The organism is Nitrospirota bacterium (assembly GCA_037386965.1).
Classification (GTDB): domain Bacteria; phylum Nitrospirota; class Thermodesulfovibrionia; order Thermodesulfovibrionales; family JdFR-86; genus JARRLN01.
Genome location: JARRLN010000041.1, coordinates 1 through 18,985 on the forward strand (window position 1 = coordinate 1; position 18,985 = coordinate 18,985).

At 62.9% G+C, this 18,985-nt stretch carries 20 protein-coding genes, 2 tRNA genes and 1 pseudogene; 10 read left to right on the forward strand and 13 right to left on the reverse strand.

Annotated features, from left to right (window positions below; genetic code table 11):
- Positions 1-63: 63 nt before the first annotated feature.
- The 10 genes and pseudogenes from P8Y39_07410 to P8Y39_07455 form a co-directional block, all read right to left on the reverse strand.
- Positions 64-1,293, reverse strand: coding sequence for an aspartate kinase (locus P8Y39_07410; protein MEJ2192166.1), 1,230 nt, complete (start codon positions 1,291-1,293; stop codon positions 64-66).
- Positions 1,287-2,522, reverse strand: a complete 1,236-nt coding sequence (locus tag P8Y39_07415) for a cofactor-independent phosphoglycerate mutase (protein MEJ2192167.1) — start codon at positions 2,520-2,522, stop codon at positions 1,287-1,289. The genes P8Y39_07410 and P8Y39_07415 overlap by 7 nt, the downstream gene beginning before the upstream one ends.
- A 6-nt stretch (positions 2,523-2,528) precedes the next feature.
- Positions 2,529-3,558, reverse strand: a pseudogene (gene thrC, locus P8Y39_07420) (threonine synthase).
- A gap of 1 nt (position 3,559) precedes the next feature.
- Positions 3,560-3,796, reverse strand: coding sequence for an NIL domain-containing protein (locus P8Y39_07425; GenBank protein ID MEJ2192168.1), 237 nt, complete (start codon positions 3,794-3,796; stop codon positions 3,560-3,562).
- A gap of 34 nt (positions 3,797-3,830) precedes the next feature.
- Positions 3,831-4,103, reverse strand: coding sequence for a MoaD/ThiS family protein (locus P8Y39_07430; protein ID MEJ2192169.1), 273 nt, complete (start codon positions 4,101-4,103; stop codon positions 3,831-3,833).
- A gap of 15 nt (positions 4,104-4,118) precedes the next feature.
- Positions 4,119-5,360: a threonine synthase gene (locus tag P8Y39_07435; GenBank protein ID MEJ2192170.1), complete on the reverse strand. Its 1,242-nt coding sequence runs from the start codon at positions 5,358-5,360 to the stop codon at positions 4,119-4,121.
- A gap of 139 nt (positions 5,361-5,499) precedes the next feature.
- On the reverse strand, positions 5,500-5,925 hold the full coding sequence (locus tag P8Y39_07440; protein ID MEJ2192171.1) for a M67 family metallopeptidase: 426 nt from the start codon (positions 5,923-5,925) through the stop codon (positions 5,500-5,502).
- A 15-nt stretch (positions 5,926-5,940) separates the two neighbouring features.
- Positions 5,941-6,741 (reverse strand): molybdopterin-synthase adenylyltransferase MoeB, encoded by an 801-nt coding sequence (gene moeB, locus P8Y39_07445; GenBank protein ID MEJ2192172.1) that lies wholly within the window; start codon positions 6,739-6,741, stop codon positions 5,941-5,943.
- Entirely contained in the window at positions 6,741-6,986 is a 246-nt protein-coding gene (locus P8Y39_07450) for a sulfurtransferase TusA family protein (protein MEJ2192173.1), read from the reverse strand. The genes moeB and P8Y39_07450 overlap by 1 nt, the downstream gene beginning before the upstream one ends.
- 78 nt (positions 6,987-7,064) lie before the next feature.
- Positions 7,065-8,366: a homoserine dehydrogenase gene (locus tag P8Y39_07455; protein MEJ2192174.1), complete on the reverse strand. Its 1,302-nt coding sequence runs from the start codon at positions 8,364-8,366 to the stop codon at positions 7,065-7,067.
- Between the two features lie 155 nt (positions 8,367-8,521).
- Here P8Y39_07455 and P8Y39_07460 point away from each other — a divergent pair, with 155 nt between their 5' ends.
- The 6 genes from P8Y39_07460 (at position 8,522) to proB (ending at position 12,225) form a co-directional block, all read left to right on the forward strand.
- Complete coding sequence (locus P8Y39_07460) at positions 8,522-8,878, forward strand: STAS/SEC14 domain-containing protein (protein MEJ2192175.1); 357 nt, start codon at positions 8,522-8,524, stop codon at positions 8,876-8,878.
- A gap of 178 nt (positions 8,879-9,056) precedes the next feature.
- Positions 9,057-9,278: a hypothetical protein gene (locus P8Y39_07465; protein ID MEJ2192176.1), complete on the forward strand. Its 222-nt coding sequence runs from the start codon at positions 9,057-9,059 to the stop codon at positions 9,276-9,278.
- Positions 9,279-9,420: 142 nt separating this feature from the next.
- Entirely contained in the window at positions 9,421-9,735 is a 315-nt protein-coding gene (gene rplU / locus P8Y39_07470; protein ID MEJ2192177.1) for a 50S ribosomal protein L21, read from the forward strand.
- A gap of 2 nt (positions 9,736-9,737) precedes the next feature.
- The gene (gene rpmA / locus P8Y39_07475) at positions 9,738-10,004 is read left to right on the forward strand and encodes a 50S ribosomal protein L27 (protein MEJ2192178.1); all 267 of its coding nucleotides are present in this window, start codon (positions 9,738-9,740) and stop codon (positions 10,002-10,004) included.
- A gap of 140 nt (positions 10,005-10,144) precedes the next feature.
- Positions 10,145-11,134, forward strand: a complete 990-nt coding sequence (obgE, locus tag P8Y39_07480) for a GTPase ObgE (GenBank protein MEJ2192179.1) — start codon at positions 10,145-10,147, stop codon at positions 11,132-11,134.
- Entirely contained in the window at positions 11,131-12,225 is a 1,095-nt protein-coding gene (gene proB, locus P8Y39_07485; protein MEJ2192180.1) for a glutamate 5-kinase, read from the forward strand. Before obgE ends, proB begins: the two co-directional genes overlap by 4 nt.
- Positions 12,226-12,233: 8 nt before the next feature.
- Here the strand turns inward: proB and P8Y39_07490 are convergent, their stop codons facing one another.
- A complete protein-coding gene (locus P8Y39_07490) occupies positions 12,234-12,692 on the reverse strand; it encodes a TerB family tellurite resistance protein (protein ID MEJ2192181.1) in 459 nt (152 codons plus the stop codon).
- Positions 12,693-12,797: 105 nt separating this feature from the next.
- Between P8Y39_07490 and P8Y39_07495 the strand changes: the two genes are divergently transcribed.
- The gene (locus P8Y39_07495) at positions 12,798-13,193 is read left to right on the forward strand and encodes a hypothetical protein (protein ID MEJ2192182.1); all 396 of its coding nucleotides are present in this window, start codon (positions 12,798-12,800) and stop codon (positions 13,191-13,193) included.
- Between the two features lie 69 nt (positions 13,194-13,262).
- On the opposite strand, the gene P8Y39_07500 is transcribed toward P8Y39_07495, so the two are convergent.
- Both P8Y39_07500 and P8Y39_07505 read right to left on the reverse strand, forming a co-directional pair.
- A complete protein-coding gene (locus tag P8Y39_07500; GenBank protein MEJ2192183.1) occupies positions 13,263-13,808 on the reverse strand; it encodes a TlpA disulfide reductase family protein in 546 nt (181 codons plus the stop codon).
- Positions 13,809-13,834: 26 nt separating this feature from the next.
- Positions 13,835-16,276, reverse strand: coding sequence for an ATP-dependent Clp protease ATP-binding subunit (locus P8Y39_07505; GenBank protein ID MEJ2192184.1), 2,442 nt, complete (start codon positions 16,274-16,276; stop codon positions 13,835-13,837).
- 259 nt (positions 16,277-16,535) lie between these two features.
- Here P8Y39_07505 and P8Y39_07510 point away from each other — a divergent pair, with 259 nt between their 5' ends.
- The 3 genes from P8Y39_07510 to P8Y39_07520 all read left to right on the forward strand — a co-directional run bounded on the left by P8Y39_07510 (position 16,536) and on the right by P8Y39_07520 (position 18,801).
- Positions 16,536-18,542, forward strand: coding sequence for an aconitate hydratase (locus tag P8Y39_07510; GenBank protein ID MEJ2192185.1), 2,007 nt, complete (start codon positions 16,536-16,538; stop codon positions 18,540-18,542).
- A 100-nt stretch (positions 18,543-18,642) separates the two neighbouring features.
- Positions 18,643-18,718, forward strand: a tRNA-Lys gene (locus P8Y39_07515).
- Between the two features lie 5 nt (positions 18,719-18,723).
- Positions 18,724-18,801: transfer RNA gene (locus P8Y39_07520), tRNA-Glu, on the forward strand.
- The last annotated feature ends 184 nt before the right edge of the window (positions 18,802-18,985 follow it).

Here is an 18,985-nt window from a genome sequence, read left to right on the forward strand (position 1 = left end):
TTATGCGGAAGCAGAGGAAGAGGAGTTCCAAAAAAGCGCGTCAAGCCCAAGGGACCGCTTTTGCTACCCCTCGGCGGGCTCCCCCGCCAGGCCGAAGGCCTCGTGCAGAAGACGCACGGCCAGCTCGGTGTACTTGTCCTCGATGACGCAGGAGACCTTTATCTCCGAGGTGCTTATCATCATGATATTGATGTTCCCCCGGGCCAGGGTCTCGAACATCCGGGCCGCCACGCCCGAGTGGCTCTTCATCCCCACGCCCACGATGGAGACCTTGGAGATGTTCTCCCCCAGGGAGACGCCCCTGGCGCCGATGTCCGAGGAGAGCTTCTCCACCACCTGGACGGCCCTCCCGGCCTCCGTCCTGGGGACGGTGAAGGAAATGTCCGTGGCCCGCCCGTCGGGGCTGACGTTCTGCACGATCATGTCCACGTTTATGTTTCCGCTGGCGATGGCCTGAAAGAGCCTTCCCGCCAGACCGGGCCTGTCGGGCACGCCCATGAGGGTCAGCTTCGCCTGGTTCCTGTCGTACGCCACCCCTGCCACCACGACCTTCTCCATATCCTTGTCCTCCTTCACCACGTAGGTGCCGGGATTCTCCGAAAAGCTGGAGCGCACCACAAGAGGGACCCCGTAGTTCATGGCGAACTCCACCGAGCGGCTCTGAAGCACCTTGGCCCCCAGGCTGGCCAGCTCCAGCATCTCCTCGTAGGATATCCTGTCGAGCTTCCGTGCTTCCGAGACGATGCCGGGGTCGGTGGTGTAGACGCCCTCCACGTCGGTGTATATCTCGCAGACGTCCGCCCCGAGGGCGGCGGCTATGGCCACGGCCGTGAGGTCGGACCCGCCCCTGCCCAGGGTCGTAACGTCGGAGGTCTCCGATATCCCCTGAAAACCCGCCACCACGGGGACCTGTCCCCGGGCCACCGCCTCGCGCACCCTCCCGGCCGTGACCCTCTCGATGCGGGCCTTCGTGTGGGCGGCGTCCGTGATGATGCCCACCTGCCTGCCCGTCAGCGACAAGGCGTTCACCCCCAGCTCCTTGAGTGAAAGGGCCATAAGCGCGGCGCTCACGCGCTCCCCCGAGGAGAGAATCATGTCCAGCTCCCTTTCGTCGGGGCTCCCGGAGACCCCTTCGGCAAGAGCGATAAGCTTGTCCGTCTCCCCGCTCATGGCCGACACGACGACCACCACGCTGTGGCCCTGCTCGACGGCTGCCTTGACCCGGGCGGCAACGGCCTTTATTCTCTCCACGCTTCCCACCGAGGTGCCGCCGTATTTCTGGACGATTAACACGGCCCCGAAGCCTTCTCGATACTGCCCGAGATGAACATCCCCATGAGCTCATGCCCCCTTTGCACCATCGGGACACCCTCTTCCTCGGCGATGCGCTCGTCGTAGGAGACGTCCCGGGCCTCGCCGGTCCCGGCGCTGTCGAAGATGACGAAGGGGACGGGCTCCCGGGTATGGGTGCGCTCCTCTATGGGTGTGGCGTGGTCCGGAAGAAGCAGTATCCTGTACTCGTCGAAGGCCTTCATGCCGCGGAGAACCGTGCCCACCACCAGGGCGTCGAAGTCCTCGATGGCCCGTATCTTGTCCTTGCAGTTTCCGGAGTGCCCCGCCTCGTCGGGAGCCTCCACGTGGACGTACACCAGGTCCACGTCCTCCAGGGCCCGGAGGGCGTATTCCGCCTTGCCCAGGTAGTTTGTATCCAGGTAGCCCGTAGCGCCGGGAACCTCCAGGACCTCCATGCCCAGCGAGGCGCCGAGCCCCTTGGTCAGGTCCACGGCGGAGACCAGGGCTGCCCGGAGGCCGTATTTCTCGCTGAAAGAAGGCATGGAGGGCTTTCTCCCCTGGCCCCAGAGCCAGATGCTGTTGGCCGGCTTCTTGCCCTCCTCCCGCCTCTTTTTGTTGACATCATGGCGCTCCAGGATATCCACCGACAAGAGCATCAGGCGCTGCAAGACCTCGCACCCGCCGCCCAGGGGCTGGTAATCCGTTATGTCCTTTCCGATGATGTCGTGGGGCGGGGTGCACTCGGCCCTCTCGGACCCCCCTTTCCAGACCATCAGATGGCGGTAGCTCACGCCCGCATGGAAGGTGATGCCTTCCTCCTTCATCTCCCGGTTCAGGGCCTCTATGAGTGCGCGTGCCTCCTCGGAGCTGATGTGCCCCGCGCTGTAGTCCTCCATGTGGGCCTTCGTCCTGTCCTTGTTGAAGCCCAGGGTCACCAGGTTGCAGCGGTAGGCCGTGTCGGCCTCTCCGAGCTCCACACCCATGCTGGCGGCCTCCAGAGGGGCGCGCCCCGAGTAGTACAGCGCGGGGTCATACCCCAGGATGCTCATGTTCGCCACGTCGGAGCCCGCGGGGAACGAAGGCGGAATGGTGCGCACCATGCCCCGCAGGCCCTCCCGGGCCAGCTTGTCCATGTTGGGCGTGAAGGCCTCCATGAGGGGGGTCCTTCCCCCCAGCTCCCGCAGCGGCCTGTCGGCCATGCCGTCACCTATCAAGACCACGTATTTCATGGCGTGTCAGAGGATTCCCTCTATGATTCTCTCCACGGCCTCCACCTCGGGCTTCACCCTCACGGGCTCCTCCGTGACCTTGAAGACCGTATCCGGGTCCTTGAGGCCGTGCCCCGTCAACGTGCAGACCACCGTCGCGCCTTCCTCGAAATAGCCCTGCCCGTAAAGCTTCCGCACGCCCGCCAGCGAGGCCGCCGATGCGGGCTCGCAGAAGATGCCCTCCTTCGCGGCGATGAGCTTGTAGGCCGAAAGTATCTCCTCGTCCGTCACGGCCCCGATGGCTCCCCCCGATTCCTCCATGGCCGCCACGGCGCCCTTCCAACTGGCGGGATTGCCTATCCTGATGGCCGTGGCTATGGTATGGGGGTCCTCCACCACCCGCCCCAGAACGATAGGGGCCGCCCCCTCCGCCTGAAAGCCGAGCATCGTGGGCAGGCCCGTGACCCTTCCCCTCTCCCTGTATTCCTTGTACCCCATCCAGTAGGCCGTTATGTTTCCGGCGTTGCCTACCGGGAGCACATGGTAGCGGGGCGCGCTTCCGCCCATTTGCTCGCAGACCTCGAAGGCCGCCGTCTTCTGTCCCTCAAGCCTGAAAGGATTGATGGAATTCACCAGGGTGATGGGATGCCTCCGCACGATGGCCTTCACGATGCCCAGGGCTTCGTCGAAGTTGCCCTCCACCTGGATGACCGCGGGCTATCTTTCCCCGGGGTATGAGAACGATGCACGTCATGCCGGCCCGGGCGGCATAGGCTGCCGCGGAGGCCGAGGTGTTGCCCGTCGAAGCGCATATAACGGCCTTGGACTCCTCCTCCAGGGCCTTCGCGATGGCCATGGCCATCCCCCTGTCCTTGAAAGAAGCTGTAGGGTTTAGACCCTCGAATTTAAAGTAAAGCTTTAGGTTCTTGAGCTCCTCCTGCACAAGGTTCCACGCCTCGATGAGCGGGGTATTGCCTTCGTGAAGGGACAGCTCGGGTGTCCTGTCCGAAACGGGCAGAAAGTCCTTGAACTCCCGGACTATTCCCCGCCAGGCCATCTCACTCAACAATGTCACCTTCGACCAGCTCGACGTCCACGCCCTGCCGTTGCAGGGACTTGATGCCTTTTTGCAGATTCTCTTCCTTTCCCTCAAGCTCCAGGACCATCTCGCCGACGGTCTCGGTCACCTTTGCCCGGCGAATGTTGGGCATGAGGTCATACCTTTTCGCCATCCTGAAAATCACGGGTTTCTGGATCAAATCCTGGGGAAAGGTCAGCTTCACCCGCCGTTTCATGGTGTTGCCCTCCTCTCGCTTGCCGTTTTTGGGCCTATCCCCCGGCGATTGCCGGGACGATGGAGACCTCGTCGCCGTCCTTCACCTCGGTCTGCTCGCCCTTGAGAAACCTGATGTCCTCCTCGTTCACATAGATGTTGACGAACCGCCGTATCTTCCCGCCGTCGGAGATGCGCTCGCCGATGCCCGGGAAGCGGGCGTCCAGCTCCTGAACCAGCTCGATGACGGAGCCGGCCTTCCCCTCCACCAGCTCCTTCCCCGCGGTGAGCCTCTGCAAAGGAGTTGGTATCCTTACGTTGACAGCCATAATCGATTCCCTCCCTTATCCGGACTTTTTAATCTTTTTGAGGACTTCCTCAAAGGAAGCGAGACTCGGCTTTATCTGGTGCGGCCCGTGCATGTGTCCCGCCAGGGCTTCCTGGGTCTTCAGCCCATTGCCCGTGATGCATATGACCGTGGTCTCGTCCTTCCCTATTCTTCCCTGCTCGATGAGCTTCCTGGCCACCGCCAGGGTGACCCCGCCCGCGGTCTCCGCGAAGATGCCCTCGGTGCGAGCCAGAAGCCTCATGGCCTCGATAATCTCCTCGTCCGTCACGTCCTCGCCGTATCCCCCGCTCTCGGCCACGGCCTGGGTTGCGTAGAACCCGTCGGCGGGGTTGCCGATGGCCAGGGACTTGGCCACCGTCTGGGGCTTCACGGGCTTGATGACGTCCGTGCCCTCCTTGATGGCCGTGGCGATGGGGTTGCACCCCCGGGCCTGGGCGGCGAAGACCCTGGTGGAAAGCTCCTCCAGGATGCCGATTCCCTTGAGCTCCTTGAGGCTCTTCCATATCTTGGTCAGCAGCGAGCCGCTGGCGCAGGGGACGACCACGTTGTCCGGGGCCCGCCACCCCATCTGCTCCACTATCTCGAACCCATGGGTCTTGGAGCCCTCGGCGTAATACGGGCGTATGTTTATATTGACGAAGGCCCACTTGTATTTGTTCGCCACCTCGCTGCACAGGCGGTTGACGTCGTCGTAGCTTCCATCGACGGCGATGAGGTTGGGCGAGTACACCAGGGAGGCGACTATCTTGCTCTGCTCCAGCGTAGCCGGGATGAAGATGAACCGATTGAACCCCGCCCGGGCCCCGTGGGCGGCCACCGAGTGCGCCAGGTTGCCCGTGGACGCGCAGGCCACCGTGTCGAAGCCGAACTCCCTCGCCTTGGTCAGGGCCACGGCCACCACCCTGTCCTTGAAAGACAGGGTCGGATGCACCACCGTGTCGTCCTTCACATACAGGGCCCGCACTCCCAGCTCCCGGGCCAGGTTGTCCGCCTTGACCAGGGGGGTGAACCCGGAGGTCAGACCCACCTGCGGCTCCCCGTCGATGGGGAGAAGCTCCCTGTAGCGCCACAGGTTCAGCGCCCTCTGTTCGATGGTCTTGATGGTGAGCTTCTTCTTTATGGCACCGTAATCGTACATGACCTCCAGGGGACCGAAGCAGAACTCACAGACATATATGGGCTCCACCGGGTACTCCCGTCCGCATTCCCTGCACTTGAGCCCTCCCACAAACCCCATCGCATGCACCTCCCTTTTTCCTATGATAGCCCGGGGGAATTTATAAAATAAATATCTATTGTACTGAAAAAGCGTTTCTTTTTACCATATCATATCGGCGGCTGAACCAAGAAAGGGCGGCGCACCGGGACGGGCGCCCTCAGTGCGTCTTCAGGGCGGCTTTCTCCACGCAGTGGCCGTGGATGAGAAAGGCGTTGACCTCCGGGCGGGTGCCCGACAGGCTCACGATGACGTAGAAGACCCCGGGGAAATTGGGCTCCCTGGTCCCGGGAAAGAAGGCCCGCTCGATGTCGGTGCTCGAGGGGATGGCCGGCGAAGCCGGGTGGGAATGGTAGATGCCCACAAGCTCGAGGGAGTCCCGCTCTATCTGCTTCATGGCCTCCAGCTGCTCCCGGGAGTCGAACGCGTAGGAGACGGGCGAGGCGTGGACGTTCCTCAGGGGGTAGGCCTTCTCCGCCCCGTTGTCCCGCCCGCCGAGAAGCCCGCAGGCCTCGTGGGGAGCGCACTGCCGGGCATGGGAGATGACGGCCTCCAGAAGGTCCTCGCTGACCCTGAGCTCCTTCATCCTCCCCGGGGTGCCCTAAAGACTGCAGTAGCCGGCGTCATAATCCAGGAGCTCCACGATGCTCGGGTGCTCCCCGCAGACGGGGCACTGGGGGTTCCTGGGGACCTTTATCTTCCTGAAATCCATCTGAAGGGCGCTGTAGATGAGAAGCTCGTTCTTGAGCACCCGCCCCCGGCCCAGAAGGAGCTTCAGCACCTCGGTGGCCTGAAGCGAGCCCACGACGCCGGGGAGAACGCCCAGCACCCCCGCCTCCTGGCACGACGGCACCAGGCCCGGCGGCGGCGGCTCCTCGAACAGACACCGGTAGCAGTGCCCCTCGTGGGGAAGGATGGTGGTCACCTGCCCTTCAAACCGGAGGATGGCCCCGCTTACCAGGGGCTTTCCCATCATGACGCAGGCGTCGTTGACCAGGTAGCGGGTGGGAAAGTTGTCGCTGCCGTCCACCACCACGTCGTAGTCCCTGATGAGCTCCATGATGGTGTCCTTGGTAATCCTCTCCCTGAGGGCCACCACGTGGACGTCCGGGTTGAGGGCCTCGAAGGCCCTCTTTACGGACTGCACCTTGGGCTGGCCCAGGGAGTGGACATTGTGGGCTATCTGCCGCTGAAGGTTGCTCAGCTCCACCTCGTCGTTGTCCACGATGCCCAGGGTGCCCACCCCCGCCGCGGCCAGATAATACCCCGCGGGGCAGCCCAGCCCCCCGGCCCCCACGATGAAGACCTTGGAAGAAAGGAGCTTCTTCTGGCCCTTCCCTCCCACCTCGGGGAGGATGATGTGGCGCGAGTACCGGTGTATCTGCTCGTCCGAGAGCTCCATCAGTCCTTCTCTTTCCTGATTTTCAGCACCCAGTCCGTATCGTTGACCTTCTCGACCCCCAGGACCTTCTGGCCGTGGTCCTCCATCGAGCGGGGGATGTTGCGGGAAGCCTCCTCGTAGTCCAGAAGTATCTCCAGAACCTGCCCCACCTCCATCTCTTCGATGGCAAGCTTCGCCTTTACAAACGTGTAGGGGCAGACAAGCCCCTTGATGTCGACCGTCTTGTCGGCCTTGACGTTCTCCATAAAGCACCTCCCTCTCCCCGGTGAGCCGCCCCCCGCGGAACACCAATACTTATAGGTTTATAAGCATCTATTATAACTCTATTCCTCCTCCCCTTCAACCCTTATATAGAAGCTCTTGTCCGCCACCACGTCCAGCGTATCTATCTCTTGCACGGCCCGCCGGATGTCCTTCTCCCTGGCCGTATGGGTGAGAATGACCAGGGGGACGGCCTCCCCCACGCGCCTTCCCTTCTGGATGACCGAGGCGATGCTGATATTGTTCTTGCCGAAGATGCCCGATATGCGGGAGAGGACGCCGGGGCGGTCCAGGGCCTTGAACCTGAAATAATACATCGACTGCACGTCCCCTATCTTCCGCACCCGCGGGGGGCGGGCGCTCTCCTTGAAAACGGGCCTCAGAGCCCCCCTCCTTATGTTGGCGGCTATCTCGGCGATGTCCGCGACCACCGCGCTGGCGGTGGGCATCTCTCCCGCCCCGCGGCCGTAGTAAAGGGTGTCGCCCACGGCGTCCCCGCGGACGAAGACGGCGTTGAACACGCCGTCCACCTTGGCGATGAGATGGTCCTTGGGGACCATGGTGGGATGCACCCGCATCTCCACCTCTCCGTCCGTGGTCTTTCCGATGGCCAGGAGCTTCACCCTGTAGCCCAGCTCCCGGGCAAACTCTACGTCCAGAGAGGTTATTTTCGTGATGCCCTCGGTATAGACCTCGTCATAGGAAAGGGGGATGCCGTAGGCCAGAGAGGCCAGTATGGCCAGCTTGTGCGCCGCGTCCACGCCCTCGACGTCAAAGGTGGGGTCCGCCTCGGCATACCCCAGGGCCTGGGCCTCGGCCAGGGCATCGGAAAACTCCCCGCCCTCCTCCGTCATCTTGGTAAGGATGAGGTTCGCCGTGCCGTTGATAATCCCGTAGACGGAAACGATGTTGTTGGCGACGAGCGCTTCCCGGATGACCTTGATGATGGGGATGCCGCCGGCCACCGAGGCCTCGAAACCCACCTCCACGCCGTGCTGGCGGGCGGCGGCGAATATCTCGTTGCCCCTGGTGGCCAGGAGCGCCTTGTTGGCGGTGACCACGTGCTTCTTCCTCCGTATGGCCTCCAGGATGACGTCTCCCGCGGCGCCCGTGCCCCCGATGAGCTCGGCCACGATATCCACCTCGGGGTCTTCCAGCACCACCCGGGCGTCTTCCCTGAGCACGCCCTCCGGCAGGCGGACGCCCCTGTCCCGGCGCGTGTCCTGGTCGGCGACGTAGGCCAGCTCGAGAGGAAAGCCGAGCCTCTCCCGGAGGATGCCCGCGTTCCGGAGGAGCACCTTCACGGTGCCCGTCCCCACGGTGCCGAAGCCCACCACGCCCACTTTTATGCTGTCCTTTGCCACCAAGCCTCCCGGGCCGGAATTTTCGGGAATACCGGCGATTGTGCTTCTATCATAAGTATCGGGAAATACAGTGTCAATCACGGCTTCGCACTGTATAATCTTAAGCGGGGCAAGAGCTGGTGCAACCCGATACGCCACTGGAAGGAGAAAATCCCATGATCAAGGTATTGCCGGAAAGCAGGGGAAATATTCTGGCGCTTGGCGCCGTAAGCGAGTTGACGGACCAGGACTATAAGGACGTACTTATTCCACGCCTCGAAGCGATTATCCGCGAACATGGCAAGGCGTGCCTTCTGCTGGACATGGGCGACCATGGGTGGGAGGCTGCCGCATTATGGGATGACGCTCATTTTGGACTGACGCATAGAAACGATTTTGAAAAGATGGGCGTGATTGGCGGGCCAAGATGGGTCAAGTGGGGATTGAAAATTGCTGCACTGGCAATCAGCGGCGAGATAAGAAGCTTCTCCCCCAGCGAACGCCAGGAGGCATTGCGCTGGGTCGCCACATGAAGATATCGCCACACCGGCTGGCAACGAATTCCAGCCGCCCCGGTGTGGAGACGAAGCCCTCGCGGTTTCGGGGCGCGTCTTTCCCGGATTTCATCCGCCATATGACATATGTTTTATGTCGGAGGAGCCGTTTTCCATAAAAGGACAAGTGGTATAATGTTGCACGGAGGTTCATGCCATGAAATGCCAGAAATGTGGAGACGTGCTGGCGGATAACGCCGCATATGAATTCATGGAGAAGAAAGTCTGCGATGATTGTTATATCGATTTGATGATGGGAGTTCCCGAGGTCGATTTCGCGGCGCTGCCTTCGGAGTTTCAGCCCGCGGCACAGCGGTTTAAGAAAGCCTGGAATCGCGACCGCCCCAACAGACACCATTATCTGCGCTTCAAATCGTAGTACCAAACGCCCGGCTCGGGACGCCGCCGACCGGCAGGACTCCCCCGGACGTTTCCCGATTGCCCTTACGGCACGAAGCCCTTACGCGTTGACTTTCCTTCACAAATTATGTTTTATTAAGTATTCTGGAAGGAGGGTGGACATGTACGCAGTCATCGAGACCGGGGGCAAGCAGTACAGGGTAGCCTCCGGAGAGAGCGTCAAGGTGGAGAAGCTCGACGCCGAGCCGGGCAGCGAAGTGCGCCTTGAGAAAGTCCTCGCGGTGGTCAAGAAAGACGGCCCCGTTTTCGGCACGCCGTACGTGCAGAACGCAAGCGTCCGCGCCGAAGTGCTGGGGACCGCAAAGCAGAGAAAGGTCCTCGTCTTCAAGCAGAAGACCCGCAAGGGGCACCGGAAGCTCCGGGGGCACAGGCAGGCCCTCACCACCCTCAGAATCAAGGACATCGAGGGGGTCTAATCATGGCACATAAAAAAGGCGTAGGCAGCTCCCGCAACGGCCGGGACAGCGAATCCAAGCGGCTCGGTGTGAAGAGGTTCGGCGGACAGGCCGTCAGGGCGGGCAGCATCCTGGTGCGGCAAAGGGGCACCAAGTGGCACCCCGGGGCCAACGTGGGCAAGGGCTCCGACGATACCCTCTTCTCCCTGGTGGACGGCACCGTGGCCTTTGAGCGGAAAGGCCGGGACAAGACCCGCGTGAGCGTCTACCCGCTGGAGGTCTCCGCCTGACCCGCATCTCCGGAGGGAAAACCACGGGGTGCGCGGCGACAGGCCGGCTGTAGCAGGGCTAAGCGGCCGGGGGCGGCAGTTTCACCATGAGGAAAAGGCGGCGCGGCCGCCTTTTTTCGTAGGGGCTCACTCTGAAATTCATCGACTATACCACCATCCATGTTGCCTCGGGCAGGGGCGGCGGGGGTGCCGTGAGTTTCCGCCGGGAGAAGTACGTGCCCCGGGGCGGCCCCGATGGAGGGGACGGGGGAAGAGGAGGCCATATCATCTTCCGGGCCGACCCCCGGCTGAACACGCTCCTGGACCTCAAGTATCACCGCTCCTACCGGGCGGAGAATGGCCGGCACGGGATGGGCAAAAAGATGCACGGCCGAAACGGCCAGGACCTGGTTGTCCCGGTCCCGGTGGGCACCGTCTTACGGGAGAAAGAGGCGGGGAAGACCCTGGCGGACCTGGACGGGCCCGGCAAGGAGGTCGTGGCTGCCCGGGGAGGCAGGGGCGGCCTGGGAAACTCCCACTTCGCCACGCCCACCCGGCAGGCCCCCCGCTATGCCCAGCCCGGCGAGGAGGGAGAGGAGAAGGACCTCGTCATGGAGCTCAAGCTCCTGGCCGATGTGGGCCTGGTGGGACTGCCCAACGCCGGGAAGTCCACCCTCATCTCGGTCATCTCCAATGCGAGGCCCAAGATTGCCGACTATCCCTTCACCACCCTGGTGCCCAACCTGGGCGTGGTGAAGCCCGACGACATGCGGAGCTTCGTCGTGGCCGACATCCCCGGCCTCATCGCGGGGGCCCACGCCGGTGCGGGCCTGGGCTTTCAGTTCCTCCGGCACGTGGAGCGCACGCGCCTGCTCCTGCACCTCGTGGACGTCTCCCAGGGCGCCCCGGGCGACCCGGTGGAAAACATGAGCGCCCTCAACCGCGAGCTCGAGCTTTACAGCGCCGAGCTCATGGCCAAGCCCATGGCCGTGGCCGCGACGAAGACGGACGCCAAGGGCGACGGGCAGCGCCTTGACAGGCTCAGGGAATACTGCGAAACTACCGGCACTGACTTCTTCCCCATCTCGGCCGTCACGGGCGAGGGGGTGCGTGCCCTGGTCGTGTATCTCGCACGAAAGGTAGCCCCATGAGAATCGTGGTCAAGATAGGAAGCTCCATCGTGGCAGGCGCCCGGGCGGGGCTGAACACCCGGCGCATCGCCGCCCTGGCCGCGGCCATCTCCTCGGCCCGGGCGGCGGGCCACCAGCCTGTTCTGGTCTCCTCCGGCGCGGTGGCCGCGGGGATGCTCAAGCTCAGGATGAGGAAACGCCCCTCGGACATCAAGCTCAAACAGGCGGCGGCCTCCGTGGGGCAGCCCTCCCTCATGTGGGCATACGAGCGCGGCTTCGCCGCCCATAAGGAGAAAGTGGCCCAGGTGCTTCTGACGCGGGACGGCCTCTCCGACCGCAAGATGTACATCAACGCCAAGAACACCCTGTTCACCCTCCTGGACTACGGCGTCATCCCCGTCGTCAACGAAAACGACACCGTGGCCACCGAGGAGATACGCTTCGGGGACAACGACCACCTGGCCGCCCTGGTGGCCTCTCTGGTGGAGGCCGACCGCCTCATCATGCTTTCGGACGTGGACGGCCTCTATACGGCAAACCCCGCCCGGGACCGCCGGGCCCGCCTCATCAAGACGGTGGAGAAGGTGGACGCGGATGTCATGGGGCTTGCCGGGGGCAGCGGGAGCGCCGTGGGCACGGGCGGGATGTACTCCAAGCTCCTGGCGGCCCGGATGGCCGCACAAAACGGCATCGGCGTCAACATCATAAACGGGCGCCGCCCTCGCCTTCTGGCCGCCGTCCTTCAGGGCGGCAACCCGGGCACCGAGTTCAAGCCCGAACGGGGACGCCTCTCGGCCCGCAAGGGCTGGATAGCCCATGGAATCCGCGCGAAGGGCGCCCTGGAGCTGGATGCCGGCGCGGTCAAGGCCCTGAGAGAGGGGAGGAAAAGCCTTCTGCCCTCGGGCGTCCTGCGCATGCAGGGCTCCTTTCAGGCGGGCGACGCGGTCTACTGCCTGGACCCCCAAGGAAACCGCATCGCCAAGGGGGTCTCCAATTACTCCTCGGACGAAGTGAAGAGAATCATGGGCCGGAAGACCTCGGAGATAGAAGCGGCCCTGGGGTACAAGTACTCCGACGAGATCATCCACCGCGACAACATGGTTATCCTCTGAGCTCGCCCTTAGCCCGTGCCCTTGGCCCTGAGCTTGGCGTCTATCATTTCCCTGTGGGAGAGCCTCAGAAGGACGGCGAGCTTCCGGGCGAAGTGGTCCTCGTGCTTCTCGAGCTCGCCGTCGGCGTGGATGACGCGCCAGACGGCCTCCATCACGTCGAGCTTTTCCTGATGGGAGTAGCTCTGGTTCACCTCGTTGGTGAACTTCCAGATGTCCACGGCGTGGGCCCGCTTCTCCGCCGCCATCTCCATGAGCTCCCCGGCATACTCCTCCGTGAGGCCGAAACTGGATTTCAGGGTCTCGAGGATGCGGATGCGCTCCTCCTCGCCACATTCCTCATCGGCATGGGCCGCCTCCAGAAGGATGACGGCGGCGGCCACTTGCGTCCGGAGGCTCCGGTCGCCCTCCCCTGAGGATTCTCTCGATGTCGCGGGGGAAACCAGCTTTCGTATGAGATCGAACATCATCAGAAGATTATACCCGATTTGGCCTTCCACAGGATACTTTGCACCTTCTCCCCGGGCTCGACACGAGCCCCCGGCAACAATATGATGGAAAAAGAGGATGCGGCCATGGACATCAAGCAGGTCCTGTTCGGCCCCGGGGAGGACGCCCCCTCCGAGGAGGACGCCATAAGCGCGGTCGCCGGGGCCCTCCAGATATCGGAGTATCAGCTTTTCTCCGTCGCCTACGCTGCATGGTTCGGCAGAAGCATCCCCGACCGTGAGCTCGAGCCCCTTTTCATGGATTATCTTCTCTACGGCGCCGTTCCGCCCTGGGTGCGGGACATGGTCAGGAAGGCCCTGGAGAGGCTGGCGGAAGGCAACCTCGACCCCGCGGACTACAAGATAAACCGCAGTCCTCCGCCGAGCCGCGCCGCCCGTCTCAGGGGCTGGCTGGTCATAGGCTCCCTTTTCATCCTTATCGTTCTTTTCTCGGCAATGCTCGCCGGCTCCCCTTCATTCTGAGGATTCCGTCTCCTCATGCCCGCGTGCACGACTTTCTTGGAAGGAATCTCCGGGGGTGTAGAGGAAGGGTTAAGAGCCCTTTTCCAGGGCCAGCTCCCGAAAATAGGCCAGGGCCTCGGGCCCGTCGAAGACGGTGGGGCCGATGATGCTTTTCCTGAGAACGCCCTTTCCGTCCACGACGAAGGTCTCCGGCACCCCGGTAAGGCCGTAGGCCTGGGCAACCGCGCCCTCCGGGTCGATGAGGACGGGGAACGTATAGCCGTTTTTCTCCATGAAGTCCGCTGCCTTTTGGGGCTCGTCCCGATAAAGGATGGTCACGACGGTAAGGCCGGGCTGTTGGGTGCTCTGCTCATGCAGGGCGTTCAGGGAGGGCAACTCCGACCTGCAGGTCGTGCACCAGGAGGCCCAGAAGTTCAGCACCACCACGCCGCCCCTGAGGTCGGCAAGGTCCCAGGGCCTTCCCGACAGGTCCCGAAGAGAAAAGCCGGGGGCGGGCGCTTCAAGCGCCGGCCTCCGGCTTGCTTGCTCATCTCCGCGCTGCCCTTCCGGGGCAAAGACGATGAAGCCCACAAACCCCAGAACCACAACGGCTATCAGAAAGTGCTTGATGCGCACCGGCTCAGAGCTGCTTCACCGCGGCCCTAGTTCAGGCCGCCGGTAAGAGCGGCGCTCTCCACCTCCACGAAGGAGGGCCTGCCGCCTTCCAGAACCACGCGGATCTTGTTGATGCCCTTAAACCTGCCCTTGAGAATCTCCTCAGAGAGCGGGTCCTCTATCTCCTTCTGGACGGCCCTTCTCATGGGCCGCGCTCCGTAGGTGGGCTGGTAGTACTTGTCGATGAGCCACTCCTTCACCTCCGGGGCCAGCTCCACCACCAGCTCCTGGTCCAGAAGCTGCCGGTTGGTCTCCTCCACCAGAAGGTCCACGATGCTCACCAGGTGGCTCTTCTCCAGAGGATGGAAGACCACGGTCTCGTCCACACGGTTCAGGAACTCCGGATTGAAGGTCTTCCTCAGCTCGTCCAGAACGTTCTTCTTTATCTGCGCGTACACGTTCTCCGCGGAAGCCTCGGCAAACCCCAGCGGGGTGGCCTTCTCGATGATGCGGGCCCCCAGGTTGGAGGTCATGATGATCACCGTGTTCTTGAAGTCCACCTTCCTGCCGTAGGTGTCCGTAAGCACGCCCTCGTCCAGCACCTGCAAGAGGACGTTGAAGACATCCGGATGCGCCTTCTCGATTTCGTCGAAGAGCAGCACCGAGTAGGGCTTTTTCCGGATCTTCTCCGTAAGCTGCCCGCCCTCCTCGTAGCCGACGTATCCCGGAGGGGCGCCGGTGAGCTTGGAGACGTTGAACCGCTCCATGTACTCCGACATGTCTATCTTCACCAGGGCGTTCTCGTCGTTGAAGAGAAACTCCGCCAGGACCTTGGCAAGCTCCGTCTTGCCCACGCCCGTGGGCCCCAGGAAGAAGAACGACCCGATGGGACGCTTCCTGCCCTTCAGGCCGGCCCGGGACCGGCGGATGGCCTTGGAGACGACCATCACGGCCTCGTCCTGGGCCACGATGCGGTTGTGCAGGTACTCTTCCATGCGGACCAGCTTTTCGGACTCCTTCTGCTCCAGCTTGAACAGGGGAATGCCGGTCATCTTGGCCACCGTGTAGGCGACGTCGTCCTCGGCCACCACCGGTATCTCCTTGTTCAGGTTGTCCTTCCACTGCTCCAGGAGCTGCTGGTACAGGGCCCGGGCGTTCTCCTCCTCGGCCCGGATGGCGGCCGCCTTGTCGATGTCGTGGAGCTTGACGTAAAGGTTCTTCTCCCGCGCCAGGCGCTGCAGCTCCTGCTCCAGGTCCTTGAGCTCCTGAGGCTGCATGTGCCTCTTCAGCCGGATGCGGGAGCCCGTCTCGTCAATGATGTCCACCGCCTTGTCCGGCAGGAACCGGTCGGAGACGTACCGCTCCGAGAGCTTCACGGCCTGCTCCAGGGAGGCATCGGAGTACTTCACCCGGTGGTGGGTTTCGTACCGGCCTTTCAGCCCGCGCAGGATATCGATGGTCTCTTCCACGCCGGAGGGCTGGACGAAGATGGGCTGGAACCGGCGCTCCAGGGCCCCGTCCTTCTCGATGTGCTTCCGGTACTCGTTCGGCGTGGTCGTACCCACGCACTGCATCTCGCCCCTGGAGAGCGCGGGCTTCATCATGCTCGAGGCGTCCACGGAGCCTTCGGCCGCCCCCGCGCCCACGATGGTATGGAACTCGTCGATAAACAGGATGACGTTGTCCGACTGGGTGACTTCCTTCATCACCGCCTTCAGGCGCTCCTCGAACTGGCCCCTGTACTTGGTCCCGGCGATGAGGCCGCCCAGGTCCAGCGAGACGATGCGCTTGTTCAGCAGGTTCTCCGGCACGTCGCCGTCGACGATTCTCTGGGCCAAGCCCTCGACGATGGCCGTCTTGCCCACGCCGGGCTCCCCGATAAGGGCGGGGTTGTTCTTTATCCTCCTGCCCAGTATCTGCATGATGCGCTCTATTTCGGTATCGCGCCCGATGACGGGGTCCAGGGCCCTCTCCCGGGCAAGCTGTGTCAGGTCCTTTCCGTACTCGTCCAGTGCCGGCGTGTTGGATTTCTTCTCCCTCGTGCCGGTGGAGGACTTCATGGAAAGGTTGATGGCAAGCTGCCGGACCCCGAGGATATTGGCTCCGAAGCTCCTGAGGATCTTCCCGGCGATGCCCTCCTCCTCGCGCACCAGGCCCAGGAGGAGATGCTCGCTTCCTATGTAGTTGTGCCCGAGGAGCCGGGCCTCCTCCACCGCCAGCTCCAGGACCTTCTTCGCCCGCGGGGTGAACGGCACGTCCCCGAAGGTCATGATGTTGCTTCCGATGGGCAGGTTCCGTTCGATCTCCATCCGGAGCTCGTCGGGGGACAGACCCATCTTCTTTAAAATGGCAACAGGCAGAGAGTCCTCATCCCGAAGGATGGCCAGCAGGAGGTGCTCGGTGCCGAGGTAGTCGTTCTGCCTCCGCTCCGCCTCCTCCTTGGCGTAAATGATGACCTTCCGCCCGCGTTCCGTAAACTTCTCAAACATAGTTACCTCGTAAAGCGTCCTGTGTTGGCGCCCTTTTTAGACGTGTTCTTAAGTGAATTGTACTTCCTCATCCGAATAAATGTCAAATGCTCACCACTTGAATTTATAGGGTTTTCCGCTCCATCTCTGCCTATAATGATATTTTTTCAGCCCCGGTCAAAGGCAAGCTTCCGAACTATGGAATCCCTTTTCCCAGGTGTGCTAGACTAGGGGGTTTAAGGAGCCCGCATAACAAGCCTGCCGGGGGGGAATCGACGAAGTGGGGAAGAACATCGTCCAGAAGGTATTGGCCGAGCACCGTGTCCACGGCGATATCGCCCCCGGCGCCCGCGTGGGGCTGCGCGTTGACGAGGTCTACACACAGGACGCGACGGGCACCATGTGCTGGCTTCAGTTCGAAGCCATCGGCGTCGACCGGGTGCAGGTGCCGCTGGCCGTCTCCTACGTGGACCACAACACCCTCCAGACGGACTTCATGAACGCCGACGACCACGCCTTTCTGGAGAGCGCGGCCCGCAGATTCGGCGCCTGGTTCTCCCGCCCCGGAAACGGCATCTCCCACCAGGTGAACCTCGAGCGGTTCGCCGCTCCCGGGCGCATCGCTCTGGGCACGGACAGCCACACCCCCACCGGCGGCGGCATGGGCATGATTGCCGTCGGCGTGGGCGGCCTGGACGCCGCCACCGTGATGGCCGGGGCCCCCTTCGAGCTCAAGACACCCCAGGTGGTGCGGGTCAACCTTACGGGCTCCCTCCGGAGGCCCTGGGTGACGGCGATGGACGTCATCCTGGAGCTCCTGCGGCGGCTCACGGTCAAGGGCGGGGTGGGCAAGGTGATGGAGTACGGCGGCCCGGGGGTCAAGGAGCTCAGTGTTTTCGAGCGGGCCACCATCACCAACATGGGGGCCGAGCTGGGGGCCACCACGAGTGTCTTCCCCAGCGACGAGCGGACCCTTCATTTCCTGAAGGCGCAGGGCCGGGAGTCGGACTGGCGGGAGCTCCGGGCGGATGACGACGCCCCCTATGCCGAGACCCTGGAGGTCGACCTCACCGCTTTGGAGCCTCTCACCGCACAGCCCCACAGTCCCGACAACGTCGTCCCGGTGCGCACGCTCGCGGGCACGCCGGTCAACCAGGCCTGTATCGGCAGCTGCACAAACTCCTCCTACCAGGCCATGCGCGAGGTGGCCTCCATCCTGCGGGGAAGGACCGTGGCCCCGGGCGTGAGCCTCCTGGTGAATCCCGGCTCCAAGCAGGTCTACGAAATGCTTTCCCGCGAGGGCTACGCCGCCGACATGATAGAGGCCGGCGCCCGGATGCAGGAGTCCGCCTGCGGCCCCTGCATAGGGATGGGCGGGGCCCCGGGAAGCGGGCACGTCTCGGTCCGCTCCTACAACCGCAACTTCCTCGGCCGGAGCGGAAACAAGAACGCCTCCGTCTACCTCATGAACCCCCTGCTCTGCGCCCTCTTCGCCCTGAAGGGCCGGTTCGTGGACCCCATGGGCACGGACATCGAGGTCGAGCGGTTCGGGGAGCCTTCCCGCTACCACGTCAATGACAACCTGCTCATCCCCCCCGCAAAGGACACTGCCGGGGTAAAGATAATAAAGGGCCCCAATATCAAGGACGTGCCCGTGAAAAAGCCCCTCACGGACACCCTGGAGGCCGAGGTGGCCCTGGTGCTCGGGGACAACATCACCACCGACGACATCATGCCCGCCGGCTCGAAGGTCCTCCCGCTGAGGTCCAACATCCCCGCCATTGCCGAATATGTCTTCTCCGGCCTCGACAGCGCCTTCAGCCGCCGGGTGAAGGACATGAAGGAGTTCATCGTGGTCGGGGGGGAGAATTACGGACAGGGCTCCTCCCGGGAGCACGCAGCCCTGGCGCCCATGCACCTGGGGCTTCAGGCCGTCATAGCCAAGAGTTTCGCCCGCATCCACCGGGCGAACCTGATCAATTTCGGCGTCCTCCCCCTGGTCTTCGTGCACAGGGCGGACTACGGCAAGGTGGAGCGCGGAGACCGGCTGCGCCTGGCCGGCGTGATGGACTGCCTCGCCGGCAGCGTCTGCACCGTGGAGAACCTTACCAGGGGAACGTCCTTTGAGGTCGTCTCGAACCTGGGCGAAAGGGAGGCGGAGCTTCTCCGGAAAGGAGGCCTCCTGCCCTTTACGAGGAAGGTGGTCCTCGGGGATGCGGAGGCAGGGAAGGCAGGGACGGTTCCTCCCGAGAGCCACGCCAGCCGCTCGGGGGACGAAGGGATTTAGGGCCTCCCGGGCCGAAAGAAAGGCCTTATCCGGCCCTGCCCGGCCGGTTGACACCGAACTTATACGCGGGGTATTTTAATGTTTTATAATAATAGTGGGTGGGCCGCTAGCTCAGATGGTAGAGCAACGCCCTTTTAAGGCGTGGGTCGTTGGTTCGAGTCCAACGCGGCTCACCATTTTCGTCCCCATCGTCTAGTCCGGCCTAGGACACCGCCCTTTCAAGGCGGTAACAGGGGTTCAAATCCCCTTGGGGACGCCAGAAAAATCAAGGGGTTGCGACATGCGACCCCTTTTCTTTCTTGCCCACTGTAGCCAAAATGTCCTCAAAGGACCGGAATGGATGGAAAATATCACAAGACATCCGAGCTGATAAATGACTGATATATATTAATTTCAGATTTATGCAGATAGAAGGCCCACTTGTGGTGGTCCACATCCCCTTG